The following is a 26,660-nucleotide window of genomic DNA, read 5'->3' as shown; positions in this document are numbered from 1 at the left end:
TGAAATAAAGGTCAGCGAAAGATGGAGCGCCCGGCGTAAACCGCGACGTCGCCCAGTTCCTCTTCGATGCGGATCAGCTGATTATATTTGGCGAGCCGGTCCGACCGGGCGAGCGATCCCGTCTTGATCTGACCACAGTTGGTGGCAACAGCGAGGTCGGCGATCGTGGCATCCTCGGTTTCGCCGGAGCGGTGTGACATGACGGCGGTGTAGCGCGCGCGATGCGCCATATCGACCGCTGCCAGGGTTTCGGTAAGCGAACCGATCTGGTTCACCTTCACCAGAAGCGAGTTCGCAAGACCCTTGCCGATACCCATTTCCAGGCGCTTGGGATTGGTCACGAAGAGGTCGTCACCGACCAGCTGAACCTTGCCGCCGATCTTGTCGGTCAGCGCCTTCCAGCCTTCGAAATCATCCTCGCTCATGCCGTCTTCGATCGACTTGATCGGATAGTCGGCACAGAGCGCTGCCAGATAATCCGCCATTTCGACGGGGCTCAGCGACAAGCCTTCGCCGGAAATTTCATATCTGCCGTTCTTGAAGAACTCCGTCGCAGCGCAGTCCAAGGCAAGGACGACGTCATCACCCGGCTTGTAACCCGCCTTCTCGACCGACAGCATGATGAAATCGAGCGCGTCACGCGTCGAGGCGATGTTGGGAGCAAAGCCACCTTCGTCGCCTACCGACGTGGCAAGACCTTTGTCGTGAAGCCCCTTCTTCAGCGTGTGGAAGATTTCCGCGCCGATGCGAACCGCGTCGGCGATGCTTTCCGCGCCGACTGGCATGATCATGAATTCCTGGAAGTCGATCGGATTGTCGGCATGCTCGCCGCCGTTGATGATGTTCATCATCGGCACCGGCAGGACATGGGCCGATACCCCGCCGACATAGCGGTAGAGGGGCAGACCCCGAGCATCCGCAGCAGCCTTGGCCGTCGCAAGGCTGACGCCCAGGATCGCGTTCGCGCCCAAGCGGCCCTTATTTTCAGTTCCGTCGAGCGCGATCATGGCTGCGTCGACTTCCGCCTGGTCTTCCGCATCGAGGCCGATCAACTGCTCGGCAATCTCGTCATTGACTGCAGCCACCGCTGCCAGCACGCCCTTGCCGAGATATTTGCTTTGGTCGCCGTCGCGTTTTTCCACCGCTTCATAGGCGCCGGTCGAAGCGCCAGAGGGAACGGCCGCGCGCCCGAAGCTGCCATCTTCCAGCATGACATCGACTTCGACCGTGGGATTGCCCCGGCTGTCGAGTATCTGACGAGCGTGGATATCGAGAATGGCGGTCATGGTCGCTCCCTGAATGCTGCAATGCGCCTGAAATCGCGCTCCGCTTAGCCAGCGCCTTCCACCTTGGCAATGCGGGGCTTGCATGGACTCGAAAAATGCCGATGCTCAAATTAGTAACGGCAACGGAACTGTGTGCCGCCGCGAGCATTGAGGACGCATATCCGATCGCCCGCAACGCGACCCATAATATCTGAGGAGACTAGGACGATGGCCGACACCCCGGAAACCCCGCCCACCAAGCGTACGAAGAAGGCCGCACCTGCCGAGCCGGCCAAGGGCGCACCGATCGCGACCCGTGAAGTGACACCGACCGCGCCGATCAAAACGGCGGCCACGAAGCCGGGAAATGGCGCTGCGTCCCAGGGCTGGGCCGCGCAGATCGCTCCGCTGAAGGAGCAGGCGGAAAAGGCCGCTCGTACAGCAGCCGACAAACTTAACAGCGTCGATTGGAAAACGCATATCGACCCGTTGAAAGACCAGGCCACGAAGACTGCGCTCTCGGCGGCGGGCGTTGCCAAGGACAAGACCGGCACGGCTATGCAAAGCCTGGCGAAGCTGATCACGGACACTGCCGGGACCGTCGATGCCAAGCTTGGCCCCCAATATGGAGACTATGCCCGACAGGCGGCCGAAGCGGTGGCTGGGGCAGCCGACACGCTGGATAGCAAGGACGTCGACCAGCTGATGGCCGAAGCCAAGGATTTCGTGCGCAAGAGCCCTGCGGTTGCGATCGGCGCGGCGGCAGTCGTCGGCTTTGTGTTGATGCGGCTCGCCAAAGGGTCTGACGACAAGGCTTGAGCATAGCATATCGACAATCACGCCAGAGCCCCGACGCTGGGGCGGAGGGGCTTTTGACTGAAGAACCAAGCCTGGTAGCCGCGCCTCCCGACGCCGAATATGAGCAGCAGCAGGACAGCGTCCGCGCGGCTTTCACCAAATTATACGCCGACGGCCGCGCTTATGCCGATGCGGAAATCGAGCGGCAAAAGCTGCGGGCGGGCATCGCGGGGGCTGGCATCCGGGACGCCACGATCTTTGCGGTAGCCGGTTTCGTGCTCAGCTTTGCAGGGCTGATCGCCTTTCTGGTGGGGATGGTTCTGATGTTGAGCCCCCGTCTTGGCCCCGGCTGGGCGGCAGTGGTAGTGCTGGGATCAACCTTGCTCTTGACGCTCCTGCTGCTGCTGCTTGCCAAGGCCCGGATTTCGCGCATGCGGAGGGCCATCAAGCCATGAATGGAACTGAACAATATCGCCTGGCTACCGCGAGAGCCGAGCAGAAGAAGGCGCGGTTCCTGGCCAGCGTTTCAGCGGCGAAGGAACGCGTAAAACCTCGCCGGCTGAAGCGGGATATCAAGGAGAAGGCTGCAAGCGGCATCCACAATGGACGCTCTTATGTCACCGACAAGGTGAAACAGCAGCCGGTTGCAGTTGGAGCGACGGCCACTGCTATCCTGATTTACCTCTTCCGCCGCCCCATTTCGGCACTTTTCAAACGGACATACGTTCGGATTACTAATCGTAACCCGGAGAGAGCGGAGACTGACGATGGCTGACATTCAAGCTCAGATCGCGCGCGTGCGCGACGCAGCAAACGACATTGCCGGAACGGCGACTGACAAGTTCCGGGACACGACAGGAAAAGCGAGAGACAATGCTGCGGAGTTGATCCAGACCGGCCGCGATCGCGCTGGTGACGCCTACAGCGACGTGCGCGACCGGACTCAACGCGTCGCAGCCCGTGCAAACGAGATCGTTCAGGAACATCCTGTTGCGGCGGTCGCTGGCGCGGTAGCCGCCGGGGCAATCGTCGCATGGATGTTCCCGAAGAGCCGCACGGTCATGAAGGCGCTTCCGGGCCTTGCTGTTACGGCGGGAAGCCGTGTCGTGGAAGCAGCTCTTGCTGCGAGCGCCGCAGCTGCACAAGGTGCGGAGAACATCAAATCGAGTGCGAGCGAAGCGCTTCACAGCGCGCAAGACAGCGCGAGCAAGACCGCCGCATCGGCTCGCGATGCCGCTGCTTCAGCCGACATCAGCGGCACGGCGTCTCGGGTAGCCGATGACTTCGTGGCGCTGGTTACCAGCAAGATCGATGCGGTCAGCGACGCATTGAAGGCGCGCTTGCCGAAACGGTAATTGCCTGGCCCTAGAAAGCACGCCGACCTATGTGACGAAGCCTTGGACAGGAGTGGCGCCGTTGCTAAAGTGCCGCTCCTTCCTTGGGAGACACGAAACATCATGAGCAAACTCCACCTCGTTATGGGCGGGCGCGTCAAAGATCCTCAGACGCTGGAATTTGAAGATTTAGGCTCGATCGACGTAGTTGGAGTCTTCCCGGATTATGCATCGGCTGAAAATGCATGGCGTGGCGCCGCGCAGCGCACGGTGGATGACGCAGAGATGCGTTATGTGATCGTTCACCTGCACCGGCTGCTCGAACCGGAACTGCCGCAGGCCTGAGGGTTCAAACCAGAGGCTTGGGGCCCTTGCGAAATCGCCAGAGGAGCAAGGGCCGCGTCAGAACGAGGCCTGCGAGGAACCCCCCGATATGAGCGGCGATCGCGATCTGTCCCAGATCGCCCAATCCGCCACGCGCGGACGCTAGGCCAATCATCAGCTGGAGAATGATCCAGCCTGCAGCGAGCCACATGATGCGCAGGAAATTGGCGGAAAATGGACCGATGCGCCGAACAGCGCGCTGGCCATAGAGCAGCGCATAGGTCGCCAGAATTGCCGATATGGCGCCGCTCGCCCCCACCATAGGGTTGGGAGAAGCAGGACCGAAGACCCATTGCAGCAAAGCCGCGCCATAGGCTCCTGCAACATAGAGGATCAGAACCGCTCTCTTTTGCAACACCTGCTCAACCTGCCGCCCGCAAAAGACCAGCATCAGCAAATTGAAACCGATGTGCAGCCAACCGGCATGTATCAGAGTGCAACTGAGTGGCGTCAGCCAAACGGGCACCGCATCCGCACCTGCAAGAAGCTGAGGATCACCGATGCGAGCGGGAATGAATCCCCCAAGGATGGCGGCCGTGTCTACCTGACCTGTGAACAGCAGCAACAGGAACGCGACGAACGTGATCGCCGCGATCCCATCAGTCATACGGCCAGATGGCAGCTTCACTGGCTTTAGATGAATTCGATCTTGTCGATGAGGTAGAATTTGTCGCCCGAGGGAACCGACACTTCAACCTCTTCGCCGACCTGGCGGCTGATGAGCGCGCGGCCAAGCGGGCTGTTATAGCTGATCATGCCAAGCTTCGCGTCTGCCTCCGCCTGGCCGACGATCTGATATTTGACCGGCTTGTCATCCTCATCAAGCAGCGTCACGGTGGCACCGAACACGACCTTGTCCCCTGACAGCGTCTTGGGATCGATGATCTGGGCACGCGAAAGCTTGTCCTCAAGGTCCGCGATCGTCGCTTCGACCTGACCCTGCCGCTCCTTCGCCGCGTGATATTCGGCGTTTTCGGACAAATCGCCATGCGCGCGAGCTTCCTCGATGGCGTCCACGATCAAAGGCCGTTCGGCCTTCAGTTCGCGGAGCTGCTCATTGAGCTTGTCGTAGCCCATCTGCAGCATCGGCATCTTCTCGACGGTCGCCATTCTTGCAAATCCTTCGTCAAAACTTCCCTTTGGCGGCTCCAACTCGGAGCCACCCGCAGCGTGCTTCCTTGTGCAGGGGATCAGGCTTGCGACATGGGATAATAGGACTGGAGCGATCGCACTTCAAGGGCATGGCCCCGAAGCGCCTCGATCGCATCCGCTGCCGCGAGGCTTGCTGCGGCCGTGGTGAAGCTCGCTACCTTGGCGCGGAGAGCGCTGGTGCGGATCGCCTTGCTGTCCTTCAGGGACTGCCAGCCTTCGGTCGTGTTGAAGATCAGGTCGATGTCGCCATCGGTAATCTTGTCGACGATGTGCGGACGGCCCTCCGCAACCTTGTTGACCGGCTGAACGGCGATGCCCTGCTCTTCCAGATAACGGGCGGTGCCGCCGGTAGCGACGATGGTGAAGCCCAGGTTTGAGAGCTTCTGCACGGCAGGCAGGATGACGGGTTTGTCGCTGTCCTTGACCGATACGAACGCCGTGCCGTTTTTCGGCAGGACAGTGCCCGCGCCGAGCTGCGCCTTGGCGAAGGCGGTCGCGAAATCGCTGTCGATGCCCATGACTTCGCCGGTGCTCTTCATTTCTGGCGAGAGGACCGGATCAACGCCGGGGAAACGGGCGAAGGGGAAGACGGCTTCCTTAACTGCAATATGATTTATAGAATTGCGGTCAATTTTCGGGAGGGCCTTGAGCTTCTCTCCGGCCATGACGCGGCTGGCGATCTTGGCGATGGGGGTGCCAATGGCCTTGGCGACGAAGGGGACGGTGCGGCTGGCGCGGGGGTTTACCTCAATTAGGTAAACAATGTTGTCCTTTACGGCATATTGTATGTTCATGAGGCCGCGGACCGACAAAGCGCGCGCGAGAACGTCGGTTTGGCGCTCAATTTCAGCGATAACGTCGCTGGAAAGGCTGTAGGGCGGCAAGGAACAAGCGGAATCACCGGAGTGGACGCCCGCTTCCTCGATATGCTGGAGGACGCCCGCGACGACCACGTCATCGCCGTCGCAAAGGGCGTCCACATCCACTTCGGTCGCGTCGCGCAGATATTGGTCGATCAGCACCGGCGAGTCGCCCGACACCTGAACGGCGGTGGCGATATATTCCTCCAGCTGGGCCTGGCCATCGACGATCTCCATGGCGCGGCCGCCAAGGACATAGGACGGACGCATCAGGACGGGGTAGCCGATGCGGTTGGCGACCGCGATCGCCTCCTCACGGCTGCGGGCGATGCCGTTGGCGGGCTGCTTCAGCTTCAGCTTGTCGATGAGGGCGGCGAAACGCTCGCGGTCTTCGGCAAGGTCGATCGCGTCGGGCGACGTGCCGAGGATGGGAACGCCCGCATCTTCCAGAGCCTGCGCCAGCTTGAGCGGGGTCTGGCCGCCGAACTGGACGATGACGCCCGCGAGGGTGCCGTTCGACATCTCGACGCTCATGATTTCGAGCACGTCCTCGGCGGTCAGCGGCTCGAAATAGAGGCGGTCGGACGTGTCATAGTCGGTCGACACGGTTTCCGGGTTGCAGTTGACCATGATCGTCTCATAGCCCGCATCCGCCAGCGCAAAGCAGGCGTGGACGCAGCAATAATCGAACTCGATCCCCTGCCCGATCCGGTTGGGACCGCCGCCCAGGATCACGACCTTCTTACGGTCGCTGGGCTGCGCCTCATTCTCCGCCTCGCCGAAGAGCGGGGCTTCGTACGTGGAGTACATGTAGGGCGTCTTGGCCTCGAACTCGGCGGCGCAAGTGTCGATGCGCTTGAAGACCGGACGCACGCCGAGCTTGTGGCGGAGGCTCCGCACTTCCGCTTCGGTGACGCCGCCGGTCATCGCCTTGACCGCTTCGTGGATCAGGCCCGAACCGCGCGCGATGCCGCGTTCCATGCCCCGCAGATTGGCGGACTTGAGCGCCAGATGAGCAAGACGCTGGTCGGAAAAGCCCATCGCCTTCAGGCGGCGCATGCCGTCCGCATCCTGCGGCAGGCCGTTTGCCAGCACTTCCGCTTCTGCGTCGATGATTTCCTTGATCCGCTCCAGGAACCAGGGATCGAACTTCGCGATGCTGTGGATTTCAGCAACGCTGAGCCCCTCGCGGAGGGCCTGGGCAGCGACCAGCAGGCGGTCAGGGGTCGGCTGCGCGAGAGCGGCGACGATGTCGTCCTTGGGCGCGCCCACCAGATGCGCCACCTCGTCGAAGCCGCAGAGGCCGGTTTCGAGGCCGCGCAGCGCCTTCTGCATCGATTCATGGATGTTGCGGCCGATCGCCATCACCTCACCCACCGACTTCATGGCGGTGCCGAGCAGCGGTTCGCTGCCCTTGAACTTTTCGAAGGCGAAGCGCGGGATCTTGGTTACGACATAATCGATGGTGGGTTCGAACGACGCCGGGGTCGCGCCGGTAATGTCATTCTCGATCTCGTCAAGCGTGTAGCCGACGGCGAGCTTTGCCGCGACCTTGGCGATCGGGAAGCCGGTCGCCTTCGACGCCAGCGCCGAGGAGCGCGAGACGCGCGGGTTCATTTCGATGACGATGAGGCGGCCATCCTTCGGATTCACCGCGAACTGCACGTTGGAACCGCCTGTTTCCACGCCAATTTCACGCAGCACCGCGATGCTCGCGTTGCGCATGATCTGATATTCCTTGTCGGTCAGAGTCAGCGCGGGCGCGACGGTGATGGAGTCACCCGTGTGGACGCCCATCGGATCGACATTTTCGATCGAGCAGATGATGATGGCGTTGTCGTTGCGATCCCGCACGACCTCCATCTCATATTCTTTCCAGCCGAGCAGCGATTCCTCGATCAGCACTTCGGTCGTGGGCGACGCGTCGAGACCTTCGGCGACGATCCGCTTGAACTCTTCCTTGTTATAGGCAACGCCGCCGCCGGTGCCGCCGAGCGTGAAGCTGGGGCGAATGATGGACGGCAGGCCAGTGAATTCCAGCGCCTCCATCGCCTCTTCCATCGTGTGGGCAATGCGCGAGCGGGCGGATTCCAGACCGATCTTGTCCATGGCGTCGCGGAATTTCAGGCGATCCTCGGCCTTGTCGATGGCTTGCGCGTCGGCGCCGATCATCTTGACGCCGAACTTGTCCAGCGTGCCGTCATTGAAGAGCGCAAGCGCGGTGTTGAGCGCCGTCTGGCCGCCCATGGTCGGCAGCACCGCGTCGGGCCGTTCCTTCTCGATGATCTTCGCCACGATTTCGGGCGTGATCGGCTCGACATAGGTCGCGTCGGCAAATTCCGGGTCGGTCATGATCGTGGCCGGGTTGGAATTCACCAGGATGATGCGATAGCCCTCTTCCTTGAGCGCCTTCACCGCCTGCGTGCCCGAATAGTCGAACTCGCAAGCCTGGCCGATGATGATCGGGCCAGCGCCGATGATGAGGATGGAGGAGATGTCGGTGCGCTTGGGCATTATTCGGCCTCTGGTTTAACGGTGGATAGCGCTGGCGCGCACGATGGGCAAAATGGCGGTCAATGAACCTGTCCGGTCCGGGCCTCGCAACCCCAGCCGTCATATTCGACGCCGCAGAGGATTTCGATCTGGAGGCATTTCTTGGTCAGGGCGCGGATCGACTGCTCATCGACCGGCTGCTCGCATTCGAGGAAGAGGAACAGGTCGCCATCCTCATCCTCTTCGCGGTCGAGTTCGACAAAGCCGAACTGGCTGGCGATGGTGAGAACACGCTCGAAATCCTTTTCGCTGCCCTTGAAGCTGACATCGACCGGACGCGACAAACGCGCCACGTCGCCATTCGCGGCGAGATTGGCGAGGACTTGCCTATCCGCCTCCCACTCTGCCGCGAGGCGGGCTTCGTCCACCGGGGGCAGGTTTTGGCTCACTTAAGCCCCTCAACGAAGCGCTGGAACAGGTAGAAGCTGTCCTGCGGGCCGGGCGAGGCTTCGGGGTGGTACTGGACCGAGAAGGCCTTTTTGTCGGTCAGTTCGATGCCGCAATTGCTGCCGTCGAAGAGCGACACATGGGTCGGCTTCACATTGGCGGGCAGCGTGTCGCTGTCCACCGCGAAGCCGTGGTTCATCGAGGTGATCTCGACCAGACCGTCGGACAGGCGCTTTACCGGGTGGTTGGCGCCGCGATGGCCCTGATGCATCTTGACCGTCTTGGCACCGGCAGCGAGCGCCAGCATCTGGTGGCCGAGGCAGATGCCGAAGACGGGCTTGTCGGCTTCCAGCACCTTTTTGATGACGGGGACGGCATATTCGCCGGTCGCGGCGGGATCGCCGGGGCCGTTGGAGAGGAAGACGCCGTCGGGGTTCTGCTCCATCACCTGCTCGTAGGTGGCGGTGGCGGGGAGAACGGTGACGCGGGCGCCGGCCTTTACGAGGTTGCGGAAGATGTTGTTCTTTGCGCCATAGTCGATGGCGACGACGTGGGGGCGGTTGTCTGGCGCGGTGCCATCTGGATGGCCCCCACCCCCGGCCCCTCCCCTGAAGGGGAGGGGAGAATTGGCTTCATCCTTGGCGTAGCCGTGGCCTAGTTTCCACACGCCGTCTTTCCAGAGGCGGCTTTCCTTGGCCGTGACTTCGATGGCGAGGTCCATGCCTTCAAGGCCGGGCCAATTGGCGGCTTTTTCCGCGAGGGCGGCGAGGTCGAAATTGCCTTCCGGATTATGGGCGATGACGACGTTGGGCGCGCCCTTCAGACGGATCATGCGGGTGAGTGCGCGGGTGTCTACACCGGACAGGCCGATGCGGCCATTTTCCTTCATCCACTGGTCGAAGGGTTCGACGTTGCGGAAGTTGCTAGGCTCCGTCACGTCCTGCCGCACGACGCAGCCTAATGCGAAGGGGTTGTCCGCTTCGACGTCGTCCAGGTTGGTGCCGACATTGCCGATATGCGGGAAGGTGAAGGTGACGATCTGCCCGGCATAGCTGGGGTCGGTCATCACTTCCTGATAGCCGGTCATGGCGGTATTGAAGCAGAGTTCGCCTACCGCTTCGCCCACTGCACCAAAGCCACGGCCAAACACTGCGCTGCCATCGGCGAAAACCAATACCCCTGTCGCTCCTTTGGGCACGGTGAGGGTCTTGGCATCAGCCATGGTCGTAGCGTCCTTTATGCTTTTAGCGGGAACCCGTCTGCAGCGGGTTAAACGGCCGGTCACCTATGCCTGTGAGGCCCCGCGGTCAACCACTGTAAAAAATCTCTTTTGGCGTTATATCTGGTCTTTTCCGGCAGAACAGGATTCGTATCGCCATGATTCGCGAGCAGGTTAAGAGCGCCCAGGTCGAAGCCATGAAGGCAGGGGACAAGGAACGCCTGGCCGCTGTGCGTTTGATCATGGCGAAGCTGAAGGATCGGGATATCGAGTTGCGCACGGCTTCGAGCGTGCCGGATGACGATATGGTCGTTGTCGAGGTGCTTCAGAAGATGGTGAAGCAGCGGCGCGAGTCGATCGAGATGTTCCGAAATGGCGGGCGCGAGGAGCTGGCTGCTAAGGAAGAGGCCGAGTTGCGCGTGATCGAGAGCTTCCTGCCGCAGCAGATGAGCGAGGATGAGACGCGCGCTGCGATCGAGGGGATCAAGGCTGAGGTCGGCGCGGCGAGCGTCAAGGATATGGGGAAGGTCATGGCCGTGCTGAAGGAACGGCATGGGTCGGTGATTGATATGAGCAAGGCCAGTGGGCTGGTGAAGGCGGCGCTTAGCTGACATTTAGGGGCTATGAGCCTCTCCCCCGCCTTTCTTGACGAACTGCGCATGCGGACTTCGCTGTCTACGCTGATCGGGCGGACGGTGAAGGTGCAGAAGGCTGGGCGCGAATATAAGGCGTGCTGCCCTTTTCATAATGAGAAGACGCCGAGCTTTACGATCAACGATGAGAAGGGCTTCTATCACTGCTTTGGTTGCGGGGCGCATGGGGATGCCATTCGCTGGATGACCGATCAGCGCGGCCTGCCTTTCATGGAGGCGGTGAAGGAGTTGGCGGCGACGGCGGGCATGGATGTGCCTGCGCCCGATCCGCGCGCGGCGAAGCGGGCCGAGCAGGCGCAGGGGCTGCACGACGTCATGGCGGCGGCGCAGGCTTTGTACGAGGCGCAGCTTGGCGGGATCGAGGGGGCGGAGGCGCGAGATTATCTTGTCCGGCGCGGGATTAGTGAGGCGACGCGGCGGGCGTTTGGCTTTGGTTTCTCGGCGGATTCGAAGGGCAAGCTCAAAGGTGCGCTGTCGGAATTTGGCGATCCGATGTTGATCGAGGCTGGGTTATTGATTGATCCGGATGGCGCCGAGCCGGACGGTGGAAAAAGTAAGAAACGCGAAAGCTATGACCGCTTCCGGGGGCGGCTGATGCTGCCGATCCGGGATATTCGCGGGCGGGTGATCGCTTTTGGCGGGCGTATCCTTGGGGCTGGCGAGCCTAAATATCTGAACTCGCCTGACACGCCGCTCTTCGACAAGGGGCGGACGCTCTACAATATCGATCGCGCTTCTCCGGCGAGCCGCCAGAGCGGGCGGGTGATCGTGGTCGAAGGCTATATGGACGTGATCGCGCTGGCGCAGGCGGGCTTTGGCGAGGCGGTTGCGCCGCTGGGCACGGCGCTGACGGAGCATCAGATCGAGCGGCTATGGAAGATGGTCGATGTGCCGCTACTCTGCTTCGATGGCGATGCGGCGGGGCAGAAGGCGGCGATCCGGGCGGCTGTGCGCGCGCTGCCGTTGCTGAGGCCGGGGATGAGTTTGGCCTTTGCCACGCTGCCTGCGGGGCAGGATCCGGACGATCTGATCCGGGCGGAGGGGCCGGGAGCGATGGAACGGGTGCTGGATGCGGCGGAACCGCTGGTGGAGCGGTTGTGGGCTTATGAGCAGAAGGCGGCGCCATTGGATACGCCGGAGCAGCGGGCGGCGCTGAAGCAACGGCTGCGGGCGATCACCGACGCGATCGCGCATCCGGACGTGCGGGCGCATTATGTGCAGATATTCCGCGAGCGTTACGACACGCTGTTCTTCGCGCGGGCGGCGCAGGCTGGCGGGCCCCGGCATCAGCGCGGGACAGGTACGCGGCAAGGATGGCAGCGCGATCGGCGCGGGAACTGGAAGCCTCCCCTACCCCCGGTCGGGAACGAAGCGCGGGCTATCGGCGTCAGCGGCATGGAGCAGCGGCTGCTGCGCGCGGTTCTGGCGAGTTTGCTGCGGCATCCCGAGCAAATCGGGCTACACCGGGAGATGCTTTCCGCGCTCCATATCGGCGATTCGGCGCTGGGCGAACTGATGCGCGCGATGATTGCCGCATCGTTCCGGCAAGAAACAGTTGAAACAGAGGGCCTCCTTACCATATTGGGCCAAGGTGAAGTGTATAATATGGCGAAGGGGATGCTCCGGGCCGACACGTTCACATTCACCCCCAGCAGGATGAAGACCGATCCCGGTCGCGTTTCGCGCGACCTGGAGGAAGCTATTCGGGTGATGGCGCAAGGACCGGAGTTGGAGACGGCGCTGGCGGAAGCCACGAGGCGGGCGAAGGAAGACCTTAATGAGGAAACCTTTGCCGAGCAGCAGCGGATCCAACGGTTGAAAATGGATCATGACCAGCGCCTGGCGGAACTGGCGCAGTCCGAAGATATTGTTTGATAGATCGTCCCCGGGCGGGACGATGGAGCTAAGGCGAATAAATGGCGAGCAAGGCGACAGGCAAGGGTGTGGGCGAGGATGTGGATAGCGGCGATGCGCCGCTCCTTGATCTGAACGAGGCTTCGGTCAAGAAGCTGATCGCGCGTGCCAAGAAGCGCGGCTACATCACCTATGACGAACTGAACGATGCCCTGCCGCAGGACCAGATGTCCTCCGAGCAGATCGAGGACATCATGGCCGCGCTCAACGAAATGGGCGTGAACATCGTCGAGAACGAAGAAGCCAGCGAAGACGGCGACGAGCAGCGCGAACGCGAGGATGCCGAAGACGCCGAGGATGATTCGGGCGATGACGATGGCGCGCCCAAGCTCGTCACCGAAAAGAAGAAGGAGACGGTCGATCGCACCGACGACCCGGTGCGCATGTATCTGCGCGAAATGGGTGCCGTCGAGTTGCTCAGCCGCGAGGGCGAAATCGCCATCGCGAAGCGTATCGAGGCTGGCCGGGATACGATGATCCTGGGGTTGTGCGAAAGCCCGACGACCTTCAACGCGATCATCGAATGGTCGACCGCCCTCAACAATGGCGAGATGCAGCTGCGCGAGATTCTGGACCTCGATGCGATGCTTTCGAAGGACCCTGCTCCGGAAAATCTGGAGGAAGGCGCCGAGGATGATGATGGCGAGATCAGCGAGAAGACCGCTGGCCCGAGCTTCAAGGAAGAAGAAGAGCCCGAGGAGGAATCGGCCGATTCGGACGAGGACGAAGACGGCCTGACCGAACGCCGCGCCCGCCGGGTGGAAGAGGAAGAGGAGGAAGACAACACCCTCTCCCTAGCCCAGATGGAAGAGACGCTGAAGCCGATGGCGCTGGAGAAATTCGCGACCATCACCGAAATCTTCCGCGCCTTCTCCAAGGCACAGGAATCGCGCATGGCTGCCATGGCCAATGGCGAGACACTGAGCGAGAAAGCTGAGGACGATTATCAGGAATTGCGCGAGCAGCTGACCGCCGAGGTCGAAAGCGTCCAGTTCCACCAGCAGAAGATCGAATATCTGGTCGATCAGCTTTATGCCTATAACCGGCGCCTGACCGCGCTCGGCGGGCAGATGCTGCGCCTCGCCGAACGGCACAAGGTGAGCCGCAAGGACTTCCTCGATCGCTATGTGAACCATGAACTGGATGATGCCTGGCTCGACAAGGTGCAGGGCCTCGACAAGAAGTGGGCGGCGTTCGCTGCGGCGGAGGGCCGTGCGGTCGAGCGCATCCGTAACGAGGTGAGCGAAATCGCGCAGGCGACCGGCATGTCGCTGGGCGAGTTCCGCCGCATCGTCAACATGGTCCAGAAGGGCGAACGCGAAGCACGTATTGCGAAGAAGGAAATGGTGGAGGCGAACCTGCGCCTCGTCATCTCCATCGCTAAAAAATATACGAACCGCGGCCTGCAATTCCTTGATCTCATTCAGGAAGGCAATATCGGCCTGATGAAGGCGGTCGATAAGTTCGAGTATCGGCGCGGCTACAAGTTCAGCACCTATGCGACCTGGTGGATTCGTCAGGCGATCACCCGATCGATCGCGGATCAGGCGCGGACCATCCGTATTCCGGTCCATATGATCGAGACGATCAACAAGCTGGTGCGCACGTCCCGCCAGTTCCTGCACGAGCAGGGTCGCGAGCCGACTCCGGAGGAGATGGCCGAGCGCCTTTCCATGCCGCTGGAGAAGGTGCGCAAGGTGATGAAGATCGCCAAGGAGCCGATCTCCCTCGAAACGCCGATCGGCGACGAGGAGGATTCGCATCTGGGCGACTTCATCGAGGACAAGAACGCGATCATCCCGGTGGACGCTGCGATCCAGGCGAACCTCAAGGAAACCGTCACGCGCGTCCTGGCTTCGCTGACGCCGCGTGAGGAGCGCGTGCTGCGCATGCGCTTTGGCATCGGCATGAACACCGATCATACGCTGGAGGAAGTGGGCCAGCAGTTCAGCGTGACCCGCGAACGTATCCGCCAGATCGAAGCAAAGGCGCTCCGCAAGCTGAAGCATCCGAGCCGCAGCCGCAAGATGCGCAGCTTCCTCGACCAATAGAGGTCGTTGCACGGCGAAACGAACAGAAAGGGCGGCTTCGGGCCGCCCTTTTTTTCGTCCCATAAACGGCTCTTTTACCTGAGCTTCCTATGGTGGCGGCTGACGGACATACTGGCGCGGCGGTCGCAGGGGTTATCATGAACGAAGCAGCAGTACGCCTGGTGACAGGCGACATTTCCCAGGTGATCGAAGCGCTGGTGGCGGCTGACGGCACGGCCGGTCATGCGCATGCGAGCAGCGCCCGCGCTGCGACGGGACGGGACGCGGCATTGAGCCTGCCAGACCTTGCGGATGCCGCACATTATCTCTGCCTGCTGCACGGGCGTCATCCTGGAGTGATCGATCATGCGGCAAACCGGTCTGCGGACGGCGCAGCGCGGAACTGGCTGGTCCAGGCTGGCGCAGCCTTCGCGCGGGAGCGGGCCTACCTGACGCAGGTGGCGGTAGCCCTGGGGCCGGTTCCCAGCACGGCGGGCCAAAGCGATTGCGAAGCGATCGTGAGCCAGCAGCGCCACGCGCTCGACATGCTGGCTCAGTCGGACAGGCGCGGCTGTGCCATGGGCTCGGCGATGGCGCTCGTGCTGGATTGGCAGGCGGTTCGCGGCGTGCTCGACATGGCTGCTATCCGCGTCGGGCTGGAACCCTATCCGACCGATTTGCCGAGCCGGGCCGAGACTTTCGCGATGGCGCGGGCGATCGGCGGAGACAGCGCGGCAGACCGCGCGATCCAGTTCGGCGCGCGGCAACTGCTCAGCCAGCAACGCGGTCTGTGGGACTTGTTGAAAGCGCGGGCCGAGGTCCGGCGGCAGAAACAATAAGCGATTGCGGCCTGTGATCGCTTTCCCTACTCGGGTGCCAGTAGAGGAAAGCGAAGATTCATGCGGTTTGAAGGTACGGAAGATTATGTCGCCACCGACGACCTGAAGGTCGCGGTGAACGCAGCGGTGCTGCTGCGCCGCCCCCTGCTGGTGAAGGGTGAGCCGGGTACTGGCAAGACGGTGCTGGCGCAGGAAATCGCCAAGGCGCTGGACGCGCCGCTCATCGAATGGAACGTCAAATCGACGACCAAAGCCCATCAGGGCCTGTATGAATATGATGCGGTGGCCCGGCTTCGCGATGGCCAGCTGGGTGACCCGCGCGTCCATGACATCAGCAATTATATCCGCAAGGGCAAGCTGTGGGAGGCGTTCACCTCCCCCACCCTGCCCGTCCTGCTGATCGACGAGATCGACAAGGCCGACATCGAATTTCCCAACGATCTGTTGCAGGAACTCGATCGCATGGCTTTCCACGTCTATGAGACGGGAGAGACGGTCGCCGCGAAAGAGCGGCCGGTGGTGGTCATCACCTCCAACAATGAGAAGGAGTTACCCGACGCTTTCCTGCGGCGCTGCTTCTTCCATTATATCAAGTTCCCCGACCGCGAGACGATGCAGGCCATTGTCGACGTGCATTTCCCCGGCATTCAGAAGATCCTGGTCAGCCGGGCGCTCGACCTGTTCTACGACATCCGGGAGGTGCCGGGCCTGAAGAAGAAGCCTTCGACCAGCGAGTTGCTCGACTGGTTGAAGCTGCTGCTGAACGAGGACATGCCGCTGGACGTGTTGCAGGATCGCGACCCGACAAAGGCCATTCCGCCACTCCATGGCGCGCTGCTCAAGAATGAGCAGGATATCATGATGTTCGAGCGTCTGGCATTCATGGCGAGGCGGCAGGGACGCTAAGGACTGATTCGCGATTCCCCGACCCCTACCGCTTTTGGGAAGGGGCAATGAGGGAGAGGCGTATGACACATGAAGCCGGATGCCTGTGCGGGACGGTTCGTATCGAGATCGATGCGGAGCCCATGGCGGCGCGCATGTGCTGGTGCAGGCTGTGCCAATATCTTGGCGGTGGGACCGCAACGGTCAATGTCTGCTTTCCGGCCGAGAAGGTGCAGACCAAGGGCGAGGTCCGTTGGCATGAGAGCATCGCCGACAGCGGCAACAGGATGCGCCGCGGTTTCTGCCCTCAATGCGGCACGCCCTTGTTCAGCCAAGCCGAATCGCGGCCCCATCTGATCTTCATCAGGGCTGGCGCGCTGGATGATCCAGGTCTGTTCGCGCCTCAGGCGGTCATCTGGACGGAGGCGGCACCGCATTGGGCGCATCTGGATCCGGAACTGCCACATTATCCGGCGCAGATTCCACCGGTCGCGTAAAAGGGCGCTTGCCTTCGCCCTGCGGTTCGGCTCAACCTTCCTTCCTGTATTTCACAGCCGCGACAAGACGGCGTGAAACGGGAAGGATGCCTATGCCGAAGCTCGCCCTGTCGCTGTTGCCACTCCTCCTGCTTCTGCCGGTGCCCGCATTGTCGCAGGACGCCGATGTGCAGGAGGCGTGGACTGCCAGCGATGGCAGCCTTCGCGCGCGGGCTGCGGGGATCAGCCTGCCTCAGACGGTCGCCGGACTGTCCTTGTCCAAGAGTGGAGAGGTCACCAACGGCGGCAAGGGAATCGACAATTACGCCCAATATCTGTCGGATGATGGCGCGGTTCAGGCGACCTTGTACGTCTATCTGCCAAGCTATGCGGATGCGTCGATCGCCGCCTACATGACTGATCGCGCGGTGACGGATCGTTTTGGACCGAAGACCCGCCGTACTGCTTATGAAGGCGTTGCGCTTCACGGCAAAGCCGGGCGGGCCATCCGGGCGGTTTATGATGATGCGGCGAACGGGGCGCTGACCACGGCGGCGGCTTTCGTCCAGTCTGGCCGCTGGCTGGTGAAGCTACGCGTCACTGGTCCGAGCGAACGGCGCAGGGAGGTGCTGGCGGGACTGGACGGGATGCTGAGCGGACTGCGCTTTGATGATGCTTCTGCCGTCCGGTCAATCTCTCCCGCGCGATTTGTGGACTGTCCGAAGGAAGACGACGGGGACGCGCGGCTTACCGCTTCGGGTGCTGCCACGGGGGCTGACGTGCAGCCTGTTTGGGAGGGCGCTGCGTCCTTCTGCATTCGTGGCCATGTGCAGACCAGTGAGGGCAGCTATGATGTTATGGAGCAGCAGCGAGCTCACGGGGCTTCCGTGATCGTGCCGATCGATGATGCGGGCACGGTCATGGCCTTTGATCCAGCGAGCGGCGGACGCGGCTATCAACTGTCGATGCATTCGGTGGGCGAAACGAAGCTTTACGGCGTTTATGACCGGGTGCCGAGTACCCGGCAGATCGCCCAAATCCTCGACGGCAAGGACCCTCAAACGGCTGAGGCGCGGGCGACCGCAGCCTATGCTGCCAGCGGCGAGGTCATAGTGCGCGAGGGCGCGACGAACTGAAGAAATCAGATGAGGTAGCCGACCTCGTACAGGCCCCAGCGGCGGCCTTCGAACGTCAGCGGCACGAACACGCTGCGAAGCGCGCGGTAGCGGCCTTCGCCAAGGTCCTGACGGTAGGTGAAGAGGAAGAAGTCGCCGTCGCCATCGAGCGCACGGCGGGTCTGGCTGTCCATGAAAATCTGCCGGTTGCGCGCATATTCCATGTTCCACGCTGCCTGACCCGGCCGCTGGGGCTGGCTGCGCGATGAGATGTGCGTCGGCAGATAGCCGTTCATGTCGATCAAGCAGCAGCCGACGATCGCTTTATCCTGCGCTGTATGGCGGTCCAGAACTGGCCGGATGATGCTGTCTGCAAAGGCGGTGAAGCCATTTTCATATTGCGGCGGGTCCGACCCCAAGATTGGACGGTAATTCTCGTCGAAGAGCGCGGATGGCGTGAGGTCACCCGAAGCGAGAGCCTGCTGGATCATGCGCGACACCTCCGCCGCGCCATCTTCGGCATAGGCGATGTAGCGGCTGTCGCGAGTCCGGTGCCCGCCATGGGCGGCGGTGTTGAGCATGCCGTTCGCCATGCCCTCAAGCCGCTCAAGCTGGACCTTCGCCATTTCGACGCGCTGGGCGCTTTCGGCAGCGGACTCGCTGAAATTGGTGAGGCCCTGACGCAGCGCGCCCACGTCAGCGTCGGCTTCATTGGTGCAGGTCACGATGGCGTGAGAGCGTTCGCCGAACTGCGTCACGAGCGAGGCTATCTCCGCCATGGTGACGCTCAGCGTGTCGATATGCGCGCTGACGTCCCGGCCACGGCCGATATTTGCCTCGACGCCGCTGATCAGGTGACGCGCGTCGCGGTCCAGTTGGCCGAGCTTGTCGCCGACCGATGCTGCGGATTCGCCTGCCTGTCCGGCGAGGCGGCGGATCTCATCTGCCACGACGGCAAAGCCTTGGGTCGCTTCGCCGCCACGTGCGGCTTCGATGGCGGCGTTGACGCCGAGGAGCCGTGTCTGGCGAGCGATCGCGCCGAGTTGGTCGGATATGCCGCCGACCGTTTCAATCACTCCCAGGAACTGGCGCAGGCGCCCTTCCAAACCAGTGACATGATCGACGAGGCTGGCGACCTGAGCCAGGGATTGGGTGATCGCCTCGTGACCCTCCGCGATGATGCGGGCAGCGCGGCGGGAGGTGAGGCTGAGTTCCTCCGCTGCAACGACGCTTTCATTCTGGCTCCCGGCCAGAGCCTCCATGTTCGATTGCAGCTGCGTGAGCCGCTGCGAGTCGGCCTGAATGCGACGCGTAAGTTCGCCGAGGAAACCCGCCGCCTCGCTGCATTGCAGCGCAACGTCGCCCGACCGCTCGCCAAGGTCCGTCAATAAATGCTCATTTTCCAATGAGTGTCACCCCAACCGCCCGCTCTTGGATACTGCCCAGTTAACGATGCGATGCAACACTTAACATTTTCCCAACCATGCGCTGCCCCTTGCATCCGTAACGTGGCTGAAGGACAAGGCCGCCATCATGATGCTGAATTTTCTCGACGCGCTCAGGGCCGCGGGCATTCCTGCCGGCATCAAGGAGCATCTGCTTCTACTGGAGGCGCTGGATCGTGACGTGATCGGGCAGAGGCCGGAGGAATTCTATTATCTCGCGCGGGCGACTTATGTGAAGGACGAGGGGCTGATCGACCGGTTCGATCAGGTCTTTGCGAAGGTCTTCAAGGGCGTGTTGGACGCGAGCGGCGTCGAGGCCGACATTCCCGAGGAGTGGCTGCGCCTGGTTGCGGAGAAATATCTGAGCCCCGAGGAAATGGAGAAGATCAAATCTCTGGGCAGCTGGGACGAGATCATGGAGACGCTGAAGAAACGGCTGGAGGAGCAGAAAGGACGCCATCAGGGCGGCAACAAGTGGATCGGCACGGGCGGAACATCGCCTTTCGGCCATGGCGGCTATAATCCCGAAGGCATCCGGATCGGCGGAGAAAGCAGGCACAAGCGCGCGATCAAGGTGTGGGAAAAACGCGAGTTCCAGAATCTCGATAGCAGCAAGGAACTGGGCACGCGCAATATCAAGGTGGCGTTGCGGCGGCTGCGGCGCTTCGCTCGCGAAGGTGCGGCGAGCGAACTCGATCTGGAAGGAACGATCCGGGGGACGGCCCGGCAGGGATGGCTGGACATAAGGATGCGGCCCGAGCGGCATAATGCGGTCAAGCTGCTGCTGTTCCTGGACGTTGGCGGATCGATGGACCCGTTCATCCGGCTTTGCGAGGAACTGTTTTCCGCTGCGACGACCGAGTTCAAGAACATGGAGTTCTTCTACTTCCACAACTGCCTTTATGAGGGTGTCTGGAAGGACAATCGCCGCCGCTTTTCAGAACGTATCCCGACCTGGGATATCCTGCACAAATATGGCCATGACTATAAGGTCATCTTCGTCGGCGATGCAGCGATGAGCCCTTATGAGATCAGCTATCCTGGCGGTTCGGTAGAACATATGAACGAGGAACCGGGCGCGGTGTGGATGAGCCGATTGCTGCATACTTACCCGGCGGCCGTGTGGCTGAACCCGACGCCTCGCGACCATTGGGACTACAGCCAATCGACGCGGATGATCCGGGAGATCATGAGCCAGCGCATGTATCCGCTGACGCTGGAGGGCATCGATGAAGGCATGCGGGAACTGACCCGCAAGCGTTGAGCGGCCTCACGCCGGATCGAAGAGAACGCCGCCCGTCATCGGGGCAGGCACGCCGGTGGTTCCAGGAAAGCTGATCGGCAGGGATTTGAGACGGCGCACAGCCATATAGGCAAAGCCTTGCGCTTCAAGGGCGTCGCCGTCCCAGCCGAGATCATCGACCGGGCGCACATCTGCATGGGTGAATGCGGACAGCATTGCCATCAGGGTCGCATTATGGCGGCCGCCTCCCCCGACATAGATGACGGAAGGCGGGGATGGGAGGTGATCAAGCGCGCGTGCGACCGCTTTAGCAGTGAAGGCCGTCAGCGTTGCGGCTCCATCCTCGAGCGAAAGGCCGCGCATCGTGTCGAGGGTGAAGGCTTCGCGGTCGATGCTCTTGGGCGGTGGCAGATCGAACCAGGGATCGGCCATCAAGCTGGCAAGCGGGGCCTCGTCGATCTGCCCCTTGGCCGCCGTGACGCCATTTTCGTCGAAGGGCTTACCGCTATGGGTCTGCATCCAATTGTCGATCAGGCCACTTGCCATGCCAGTGTCGAACGCGAGGAGGCCGCCTGCCTCTCCGATCGCGGTGATGTTGGCCACGCCGCCAAGGTTCAGGATTGCCACAGGCTTTGGGAGGCCGCTTGCCAAGGCGCGGTGATAGACGGGCATCAGCGGTGCCCCCTGCCCTCCCGCTGCAACATCGGCGCTGCGGAGGTCGCCAACGACGGGGATGCCAAAAGCGCCTGCCAAGGCGGCGCCATCGCCGATTTGCCACGTCCAGCGCCATTCCGGCCTATGGGCGACCGTGTGGCCATGAAAACCGATAACGGCGATATCCTGAGCGACATGACCGCTGCGCGCGAGAAGGTCCGAAACGGCCTCCACATGAAGCTCGGTGAGTTCTCCTTCCACGGACTGGATGAGAGGCTCGAAACCCGGCTTGTCCATCGCCATGGCGCGCTGGCACGCTTCGGCCAGGCGGATGCGGAAGCCATCGAGGTAGGGCATGGCGTGGAACGCGACAGGTTTGCTGACACCCTCTCCGTCGGTTTCGATGAGCGCGGCGTCGATGCCGTCCCGCGACGTGCCCGACATGAGGCCGATCGCCAGCATGGGTTGGCTCTGGGTCACTGCTTCCTTCCTTCCGCTCTCTCCTGCTCTGTGTAGCGGAATGGATCGGGACACAAGATCAGGATGACGGGGGATGACGTTGTTGTGTCGCGATGCTAGAGGGCGGCGCATTATGACCAGCTACTCGTCCGATCTGCTCCGCCTCCTGGAGGCACGTGGTTACATCCATCAGCTGACCGATGCGGAGGGGCTCGATGCCCTTGCCGCCAAGCAGATCGTTCCGGGCTATATAGGCTTCGACCCGACCGCACCGTCCCTGCATGTCGGGCACCTCGTTTCGATCATGATGCTGCGGCAATTGCAGAAGGCGGGGCATAAGCCCATCGTCCTGATGGGCGGCGGCACGGGCAAGATCGGGGACCCGAGCTTCAAGGACGAAGCGCGCAAGCTGCTGACGACCGACACGATCGCGGAGAATGTCGCGAGCATCAGACGCGTGTTCGAACGCTTCCTGACCTTTGGTGACGGGCCGAGCGATGCCGTCATGCTCGACAATGCCGAGTGGCTCGACCGGCTGGAATATATCCCCTTCCTGCGGGAAATCGGCCAGCATTTCTCCATCAACCGTATGCTGAGCTTTGATTCGGTGAAGCTGCGGCTGGACCGTGAGCAGTCGCTGTCCTTCCTCGAATTCAACTATATGATCCTCCAGGCCTATGACTTTCTGGAGCTGTCGCGGCGGTCGGGATGCCGGTTGCAGATGGGCGGATCGGACCAGTGGGGGAATATCGTCAACGGCGTCGAACTCGCGCGCCGGGTCGATGGTACGCAGGTGTTCGGGCTGACGACACCGCTGCTCACCAACGCCGATGGCACGAAGATGGGCAAGACGGTCGGCGGCGCCGTGTGGCTGAACGAAGATCAGCTTTCGACCTATGATTATTGGCAGTTCTGGCGCAACACGGCGGACGCGGACGTGGCCAACCGGCTGCGGCTGTTCACCGATCTGCCGATGGACGAGGTAGCGCGCCTGGCAGCGCTTCAGGGCTCCGAAATCAACGAAGCGAAGAAGATCCTGGCCAATGAGGCGACCGAGCTTTGCCGCGGTTTCGACGCAGCGGCGGCGGCGGCGGAGACGGCGCGCAAGACGTTCGAGGAAGGCGCTTCGGATGCCAACCTGCCGACGATCAGCGTCGGCGCGGAAGGGCTGACAATCGTACAAGGCACCGCCGCGCTAGGCTTTGCCACCTCCAACAAGGAGGTCCGGCGCAAGCTGGCTGAAGGCGCGATCCGCGTGAATGGCGAAGTCGTGAGCGACCCGATGCTGACGTTGAAGCCCGGCGACAAGGTCAGCTTCGGCGCTAAGAAACATGGGTTAGTAACTGCTTGAAACTTTAGAGAGTTAAAGGCGGATTAAGTAAAGCTGGTAAGGAAAGGGCGAGGTTCGTCGCCTTAAGCTTTCCTCATGTCTTCGGTGCTCGCCAGCCTCGCTCAGGTCGCCCGTTCACGGGACCCTTCGGTTAATCAGCGCCGCACGCCCCGCGTGCTGGTGGATATGGTCAGCCATGTCGCCGCACGGGGGCGAACGCATGGCGTCCGGGTCATCAATATCTCCGAACTCGGGTTGATGTGCCGCACCGATGCGGAGGTCACGATTGGTGAGCGGATTTCCGTCTGGCTGCCGGTCGTCAAGGATGTGCAGGCCGATGTTCGGTGGGCCGAGGACGGCCGGGTCGGGGTGGAGTTTTGCCAAGCCATCGACCCGCAGGTCTATGAGGCGATGCTGTCGCTCATCCCGCCACGGCAGACCGCCTGGTAAAGAGCTGTTCAACGCTCTGATCGGCTTCGACCCGCTGACGTGATCGGACAAGCGCCTCCGGCATTTCGGTGCGCAGGAAAGTCATCATCGCCTCTCGCACTTCGCAGCGCAGGTCGAAGGCGATGCCGGCATTGCGCGCGCTGAGCAGGCCCCGCAGTTCCAGCGCATCGGCCTTGTGATCGGTGACCTGAAGGATGGCGACGCGGCCATCCCAGCGGCTGTTGGCCTTCACCGCTTCGATGAAACGCGCGCGGATGCGTTCGACATCCGCCGCAGGGTCGACATAGAGGAAGACGGTGCCAAGCAGGTCGGAGGTCTTGGTCGTCCAGTTCTGGAACGGCTTTTCGAGGAAATAGGATACTGGCACGACCATCCGCCGGTCGTCCCAGATGCGCACCACGACATAGGTGAGCTTTATATCTTCGATGCGGCCCCATTCTCCTTCGATGATCACAACATCGTCCAGCCGGATCGGTTCGGAAAAGGCCATCTGGATGCCCGCGATCAGGTTCTTTAGCGCTGGCTGCGCAGCTGCGCCGACTGCAAGGCCCGCCAGACCGGCCGAGGCCATCAAGGTGACGCCGACGGTGCGAACACCGGGAATCATGATCAGCATCAGGGATATGATCAGGAAGCCGATGATGAATTGCGCCACGCGGTAAAGGATGCGGATGCGGGTGTGCTGGCGGCGGGCCTTCAGATTATCTTCGACGGTGATGTCGCTGCGCCGCTCAAGAATGGTGCGGAAGGCCCGCATGGACGCGAAGATCAGCCAGCCGACGAGCAGGGTGAAGAGCATCTTTGATCCGATCGCCCACATGGCCTCTATGCGATCGCTGAAGGTCAGCGGCTGAATGCCTGCCGCGAGTGCCATCAAGACCACGATCCAGCGGGTCGGATGATAGATGGCGGGCAGGATGACGGGATCGAGCTTCATGCGGCGCGCGATGCGGTTCGCTATCCAATAGGCGAGCCAGTGGAGCAGAAAGGCGACGGTGACCGAGATCGCGATGAAGATCGCCGCGATCGGCGTGACGTGGTGCAGGCTGATGTCTGATTGCATGCTCTTGGCAACGACAGCGGGCGCGGGATGGTTTCGCTGTCGCAGCATTTCGTCGCGCGGATCAGCCGCTTCGGAGCAATCCGACCGCGGCGTCTCGTTCGAACAGGTAAAGGCAGGTTCTGGCTGCCTGGCCGCGCGCCTCGTTCAGACCGCCGTCCCGATCGATGAGGATATGGGCGTCGTCGCGGGCGCTGTCGAGGAGCGCGGACAAATGTTCAGGAGTGGCGATCTTCAGCTGCGCCTCTCCCGACTGGCGGGTGCCGAGGATTTCGCCTGCGCCACGGAGGCGAAGGTCTTCTTCGGCAATGCGGAAGCCGTCATTGGTTTCGCGCATGAGTGCTAATCGCGCGCGGCTGGTTTCGCTCAGGGCGCCGCCGCGCAGGAGGATGCAGACGCTGTGGTTCTGGCCCCGGCCTACCCGGCCCCGGAGCTGGTGGAGTTGTGCAAGGCCGAAGCGATCCGCGCCCTCGATGATGATGAGGTTCGAGTTGGGAACGTCGACGCCGACTTCGATGACGGTGGTGGCGACGAGAATTTTCGTGCGGGCGGAGGCGAAAGCCTCCATCGCCGCGTCCTTTTCCGGGCCCTTCATCCGGCCGTGGACCAAGCCGACGAGGTCGCCGAATCGTGTCTTCAGTAGTTCCGCCCGGGCTTCGGCGGCGGCCTGATCGCTGGTTTCGCTTTCTTCGACCAGGGGGCAGACCCAATAGGCTTGGCCGCCGCCTTCGACATGGCGGGCGAGCGCTTCGACCACTTCATCGAGACGGTTGACCGCCATTACGACGGTCTGGATCGGCTGGCGGCCGGGCGGCATTTCGTCGAGGCGCGAGACGTCCATCTCGCCGTAGTATGTAAGCGTCAGGGTGCGGGGGATCGGCGTCGCTGTCATCACCAGCAGATGCGGCGTGCGCTCTGCCTTGGCGGCGAGCATCATGCGCTGGGCGACGCCGAAGCGATGCTGTTCATCGATCACCGCGAGGGCGAGATTCTTGTAGCGGACGGCTTCCTGGAAGATGGCGTGGGTGCCGACGAGGATGTCGATGCTGCCGTCGGCGAGGCCCATGAGGGTGGATTCGCGCACCCTCCCCTTTTCGCGGCCAGTAAGGATCGCAATGGTGACGGGGAGGCCCGACGCCATCTTGCGCAGCGTTTCATGATGCTGGCGAGCGAGGATTTCTGTCGGGGCGAGGAGCGCGCCCTGCGCACCGGCTTCCACGGTGTTGAGGAGGGCCATGAGAGCGACGAGGGTCTTGCCCGAGCCGACGTCCCCTTGAAGGAGGCGGAGCATGGGCACGGGTTGGGCCATGTCGCCGTCAATCTCCCCCATAGCGCGGCGCTGAGCACCTGTTGGGGCGAACGGCAGCTTGAGCATGGCGCGCAGGCGTCCATCGCCTTCGATCGGCACGCCCCGGCGTTTGCGGGAAGATTGACGGACCAGCATCAGGGCGAGCTGGCCGGCGAAGATTTCGTCATAGGCGAGCCGCTCGCGAGCCTTGGCGTCGCTGGGGTCCGCGTGGATTCGGGCCAGGGCCTCGCGCCATGTTGGCCAATCCTTGCGCGCGAGCAAGCTGGGTTCGATCCATTCAGGAAGGTCCGGGGCGCGGCTGAGCGACTGGGCAACAAGGTCACGCAGACGGTTGTTGGTGAGGCCTTCGGACAGGCCATAGATCGGCTCCCGCGCGGGGATGGTGGCGGCTTCCTCTGGCGGGAGGACATAGTCGGGATGAACGATCTGGAGGTTGTCCCCGTACGCCTCCAGCTTGCCGGAAATGAATTTGGGTTCGTTCAAGGGCAGCAGCTTGCGTGGCCAAGCGCTGTTGCGGCCGAAATAGACGAGCGCGACCGTGTTGCCGTGCTTGTCCTGCGCGATCACACGAAAAGGTGCGCGGGCACTGCCGGATGCGCGGTAGTCGGTTGGCGTGAGAGTGATGCCGATTACCCGGCCCGAGTCGGACAGGATCAGCTCATCCACCATATGGCGATCAATGAAGCTGACCGGCAGGTGAAACGCCACGTCCACCACGCGGGCCAGCCCCAGACGCTCAAGCGGCTTGGCGAGCGCAGGGCCGACGCCCTTCAAGGCTTCGATCTCGGCGAAGAGTGGGTTGAGGATATCCGGGCGCATGTCTATCTGACGCCATCTAGCCCAGCC

25 protein-coding genes are annotated in these 26,660 nt (G+C 62.2%); 15 read left to right on the top strand and 10 right to left on the bottom strand.

The genetic code is table 11. From position 1 onward, the window contains the following. Positions 1-11 precede the first annotated feature (11 nt). Positions 12-1,286: a phosphopyruvate hydratase gene (gene eno, locus MU848_RS07380; RefSeq protein WP_201514117.1), complete on the bottom strand. Its 1,275-nt coding sequence runs from the start codon at positions 1,284-1,286 to the stop codon at positions 12-14. A gap of 207 nt (positions 1,287-1,493) precedes the next feature. Here eno and MU848_RS07375 point away from each other — a divergent pair, with 207 nt between their 5' ends. The 5 genes from MU848_RS07375 (at position 1,494) to MU848_RS07355 (ending at position 3,742) form a co-directional block, all read left to right on the top strand. After that, positions 1,494-2,084 (top strand): hypothetical protein, encoded by a 591-nt coding sequence (locus MU848_RS07375; RefSeq protein WP_247231025.1) that lies wholly within the window; start codon positions 1,494-1,496, stop codon positions 2,082-2,084. Between the two features lie 53 nt (positions 2,085-2,137). Beyond that, on the top strand, positions 2,138-2,518 hold the full coding sequence (locus MU848_RS07370) for a hypothetical protein (protein ID WP_247231024.1): 381 nt from the start codon (positions 2,138-2,140) through the stop codon (positions 2,516-2,518). After that, positions 2,515-2,838, top strand: a complete 324-nt coding sequence (locus MU848_RS07365; RefSeq protein ID WP_247231023.1) for a hypothetical protein — start codon at positions 2,515-2,517, stop codon at positions 2,836-2,838. Before MU848_RS07370 ends, MU848_RS07365 begins: the two co-directional genes overlap by 4 nt. Further along, complete coding sequence (locus MU848_RS07360; RefSeq protein WP_247231022.1) at positions 2,831-3,418, top strand: hypothetical protein; 588 nt, start codon at positions 2,831-2,833, stop codon at positions 3,416-3,418. Before MU848_RS07365 ends, MU848_RS07360 begins: the two co-directional genes overlap by 8 nt. Positions 3,419-3,520: 102 nt before the next feature. After that, positions 3,521-3,742, top strand: coding sequence for a DUF4170 domain-containing protein (locus MU848_RS07355; RefSeq protein ID WP_097091661.1), 222 nt, complete (start codon positions 3,521-3,523; stop codon positions 3,740-3,742). A 4-nt stretch (positions 3,743-3,746) separates the two neighbouring features. Here MU848_RS07355 and MU848_RS07350 read toward each other — a convergent pair whose 3' ends face one another. From MU848_RS07350 to carA, 5 genes are all read right to left on the bottom strand, one after another. Continuing rightward, positions 3,747-4,388: a rhomboid family intramembrane serine protease gene (locus MU848_RS07350; RefSeq protein ID WP_247231021.1), complete on the bottom strand. Its 642-nt coding sequence runs from the start codon at positions 4,386-4,388 to the stop codon at positions 3,747-3,749. Between the two features lie 26 nt (positions 4,389-4,414). Then, on the bottom strand, positions 4,415-4,891 hold the full coding sequence (gene greA / locus MU848_RS07345) for a transcription elongation factor GreA (protein WP_097091663.1): 477 nt from the start codon (positions 4,889-4,891) through the stop codon (positions 4,415-4,417). 80 nt (positions 4,892-4,971) lie between these two features. Next, complete coding sequence (gene carB / locus MU848_RS07340; RefSeq protein ID WP_247231020.1) at positions 4,972-8,307, bottom strand: carbamoyl-phosphate synthase large subunit; 3,336 nt, start codon at positions 8,305-8,307, stop codon at positions 4,972-4,974. A gap of 59 nt (positions 8,308-8,366) precedes the next feature. Beyond that, the gene (locus MU848_RS07335; protein WP_247231019.1) at positions 8,367-8,735 is read right to left on the bottom strand and encodes a ribonuclease E inhibitor RraB; all 369 of its coding nucleotides are present in this window, start codon (positions 8,733-8,735) and stop codon (positions 8,367-8,369) included. Then, positions 8,732-9,955, bottom strand: a complete 1,224-nt coding sequence (gene carA, locus MU848_RS07330) for a glutamine-hydrolyzing carbamoyl-phosphate synthase small subunit (RefSeq protein ID WP_247231018.1) — start codon at positions 9,953-9,955, stop codon at positions 8,732-8,734. Before carA ends, MU848_RS07335 begins: the two co-directional genes overlap by 4 nt. Before the next feature lie 155 nt (positions 9,956-10,110). Here carA and MU848_RS07325 point away from each other — a divergent pair, with 155 nt between their 5' ends. The 7 genes from MU848_RS07325 (at position 10,111) to MU848_RS07295 (ending at position 17,885) form a co-directional block, all read left to right on the top strand. Beyond that, positions 10,111-10,563, top strand: coding sequence for a GatB/YqeY domain-containing protein (locus tag MU848_RS07325; protein WP_247231017.1), 453 nt, complete (start codon positions 10,111-10,113; stop codon positions 10,561-10,563). Positions 10,564-10,575: 12 nt separating this feature from the next. Further along, positions 10,576-12,480 (top strand): DNA primase, encoded by a 1,905-nt coding sequence (dnaG, locus tag MU848_RS07320; protein WP_247231016.1) that lies wholly within the window; start codon positions 10,576-10,578, stop codon positions 12,478-12,480. Positions 12,481-12,521: 41 nt separating this feature from the next. Next, on the top strand, positions 12,522-14,570 hold the full coding sequence (rpoD, locus tag MU848_RS07315) for an RNA polymerase sigma factor RpoD (protein WP_247231015.1): 2,049 nt from the start codon (positions 12,522-12,524) through the stop codon (positions 14,568-14,570). A 137-nt stretch (positions 14,571-14,707) separates the two neighbouring features. After that, positions 14,708-15,388: a DUF6975 family protein gene (locus tag MU848_RS07310; protein ID WP_247231014.1), complete on the top strand. Its 681-nt coding sequence runs from the start codon at positions 14,708-14,710 to the stop codon at positions 15,386-15,388. Between the two features lie 60 nt (positions 15,389-15,448). Continuing rightward, the gene (locus tag MU848_RS07305) at positions 15,449-16,294 is read left to right on the top strand and encodes an AAA family ATPase (protein WP_247231013.1); all 846 of its coding nucleotides are present in this window, start codon (positions 15,449-15,451) and stop codon (positions 16,292-16,294) included. A gap of 62 nt (positions 16,295-16,356) precedes the next feature. Continuing rightward, on the top strand, positions 16,357-16,770 hold the full coding sequence (locus MU848_RS07300) for a GFA family protein (RefSeq protein WP_247231012.1): 414 nt from the start codon (positions 16,357-16,359) through the stop codon (positions 16,768-16,770). A 92-nt stretch (positions 16,771-16,862) separates the two neighbouring features. After that, the gene (locus MU848_RS07295) at positions 16,863-17,885 is read left to right on the top strand and encodes a hypothetical protein (RefSeq protein ID WP_247231714.1); all 1,023 of its coding nucleotides are present in this window, start codon (positions 16,863-16,865) and stop codon (positions 17,883-17,885) included. 5 nt (positions 17,886-17,890) lie between these two features. On the opposite strand, the gene MU848_RS07290 is transcribed toward MU848_RS07295, so the two are convergent. After that, positions 17,891-19,270, bottom strand: coding sequence for a methyl-accepting chemotaxis protein (locus MU848_RS07290; RefSeq protein WP_247231011.1), 1,380 nt, complete (start codon positions 19,268-19,270; stop codon positions 17,891-17,893). A 127-nt stretch (positions 19,271-19,397) separates the two neighbouring features. Between MU848_RS07290 and MU848_RS07285 the strand changes: the two genes are divergently transcribed. Further along, the gene (locus MU848_RS07285; RefSeq protein WP_247231010.1) at positions 19,398-20,573 is read left to right on the top strand and encodes a vWA domain-containing protein; all 1,176 of its coding nucleotides are present in this window, start codon (positions 19,398-19,400) and stop codon (positions 20,571-20,573) included. A gap of 6 nt (positions 20,574-20,579) precedes the next feature. Here the strand turns inward: MU848_RS07285 and MU848_RS07280 are convergent, their stop codons facing one another. After that, positions 20,580-21,668 carry an anhydro-N-acetylmuramic acid kinase gene (locus tag MU848_RS07280; RefSeq protein WP_247231712.1) on the bottom strand — a complete coding sequence of 363 codons (1,089 nt, stop codon included), beginning with the start codon at positions 21,666-21,668 and terminating at the stop codon, positions 20,580-20,582. A gap of 130 nt (positions 21,669-21,798) precedes the next feature. Here MU848_RS07280 and tyrS point away from each other — a divergent pair, with 130 nt between their 5' ends. Further along, positions 21,799-23,016, top strand: coding sequence for a tyrosine--tRNA ligase (gene tyrS / locus MU848_RS07275; RefSeq protein ID WP_247231009.1), 1,218 nt, complete (start codon positions 21,799-21,801; stop codon positions 23,014-23,016). 75 nt (positions 23,017-23,091) lie between these two features. Continuing rightward, complete coding sequence (locus MU848_RS07270) at positions 23,092-23,445, top strand: PilZ domain-containing protein (RefSeq protein ID WP_247231008.1); 354 nt, start codon at positions 23,092-23,094, stop codon at positions 23,443-23,445. Here MU848_RS07270 and MU848_RS07265 read toward each other — a convergent pair. Next, positions 23,417-24,508 carry a mechanosensitive ion channel family protein gene (locus tag MU848_RS07265; RefSeq protein WP_247231007.1) on the bottom strand — a complete coding sequence of 364 codons (1,092 nt, stop codon included), beginning with the start codon at positions 24,506-24,508 and terminating at the stop codon, positions 23,417-23,419. The two genes, MU848_RS07270 and MU848_RS07265, sit on opposite strands and share 29 nt — an antisense overlap. A gap of 61 nt (positions 24,509-24,569) precedes the next feature. Continuing rightward, positions 24,570-26,633, bottom strand: coding sequence for an ATP-dependent DNA helicase RecG (gene recG / locus MU848_RS07260; protein ID WP_247231006.1), 2,064 nt, complete (start codon positions 26,631-26,633; stop codon positions 24,570-24,572). Positions 26,634-26,660: the final 27 nt, after the last annotated feature.

Origin of the sequence: Sphingobium agri, assembly GCF_023051225.1 — a bacterium.
GTDB classification, from domain to species: domain Bacteria; phylum Pseudomonadota; class Alphaproteobacteria; order Sphingomonadales; family Sphingomonadaceae; genus Sphingobium; species Sphingobium agri.
Note: the sequence above shows the minus strand (reverse complement) of the source record. Positions and strands in the feature narration are given on the sequence as shown.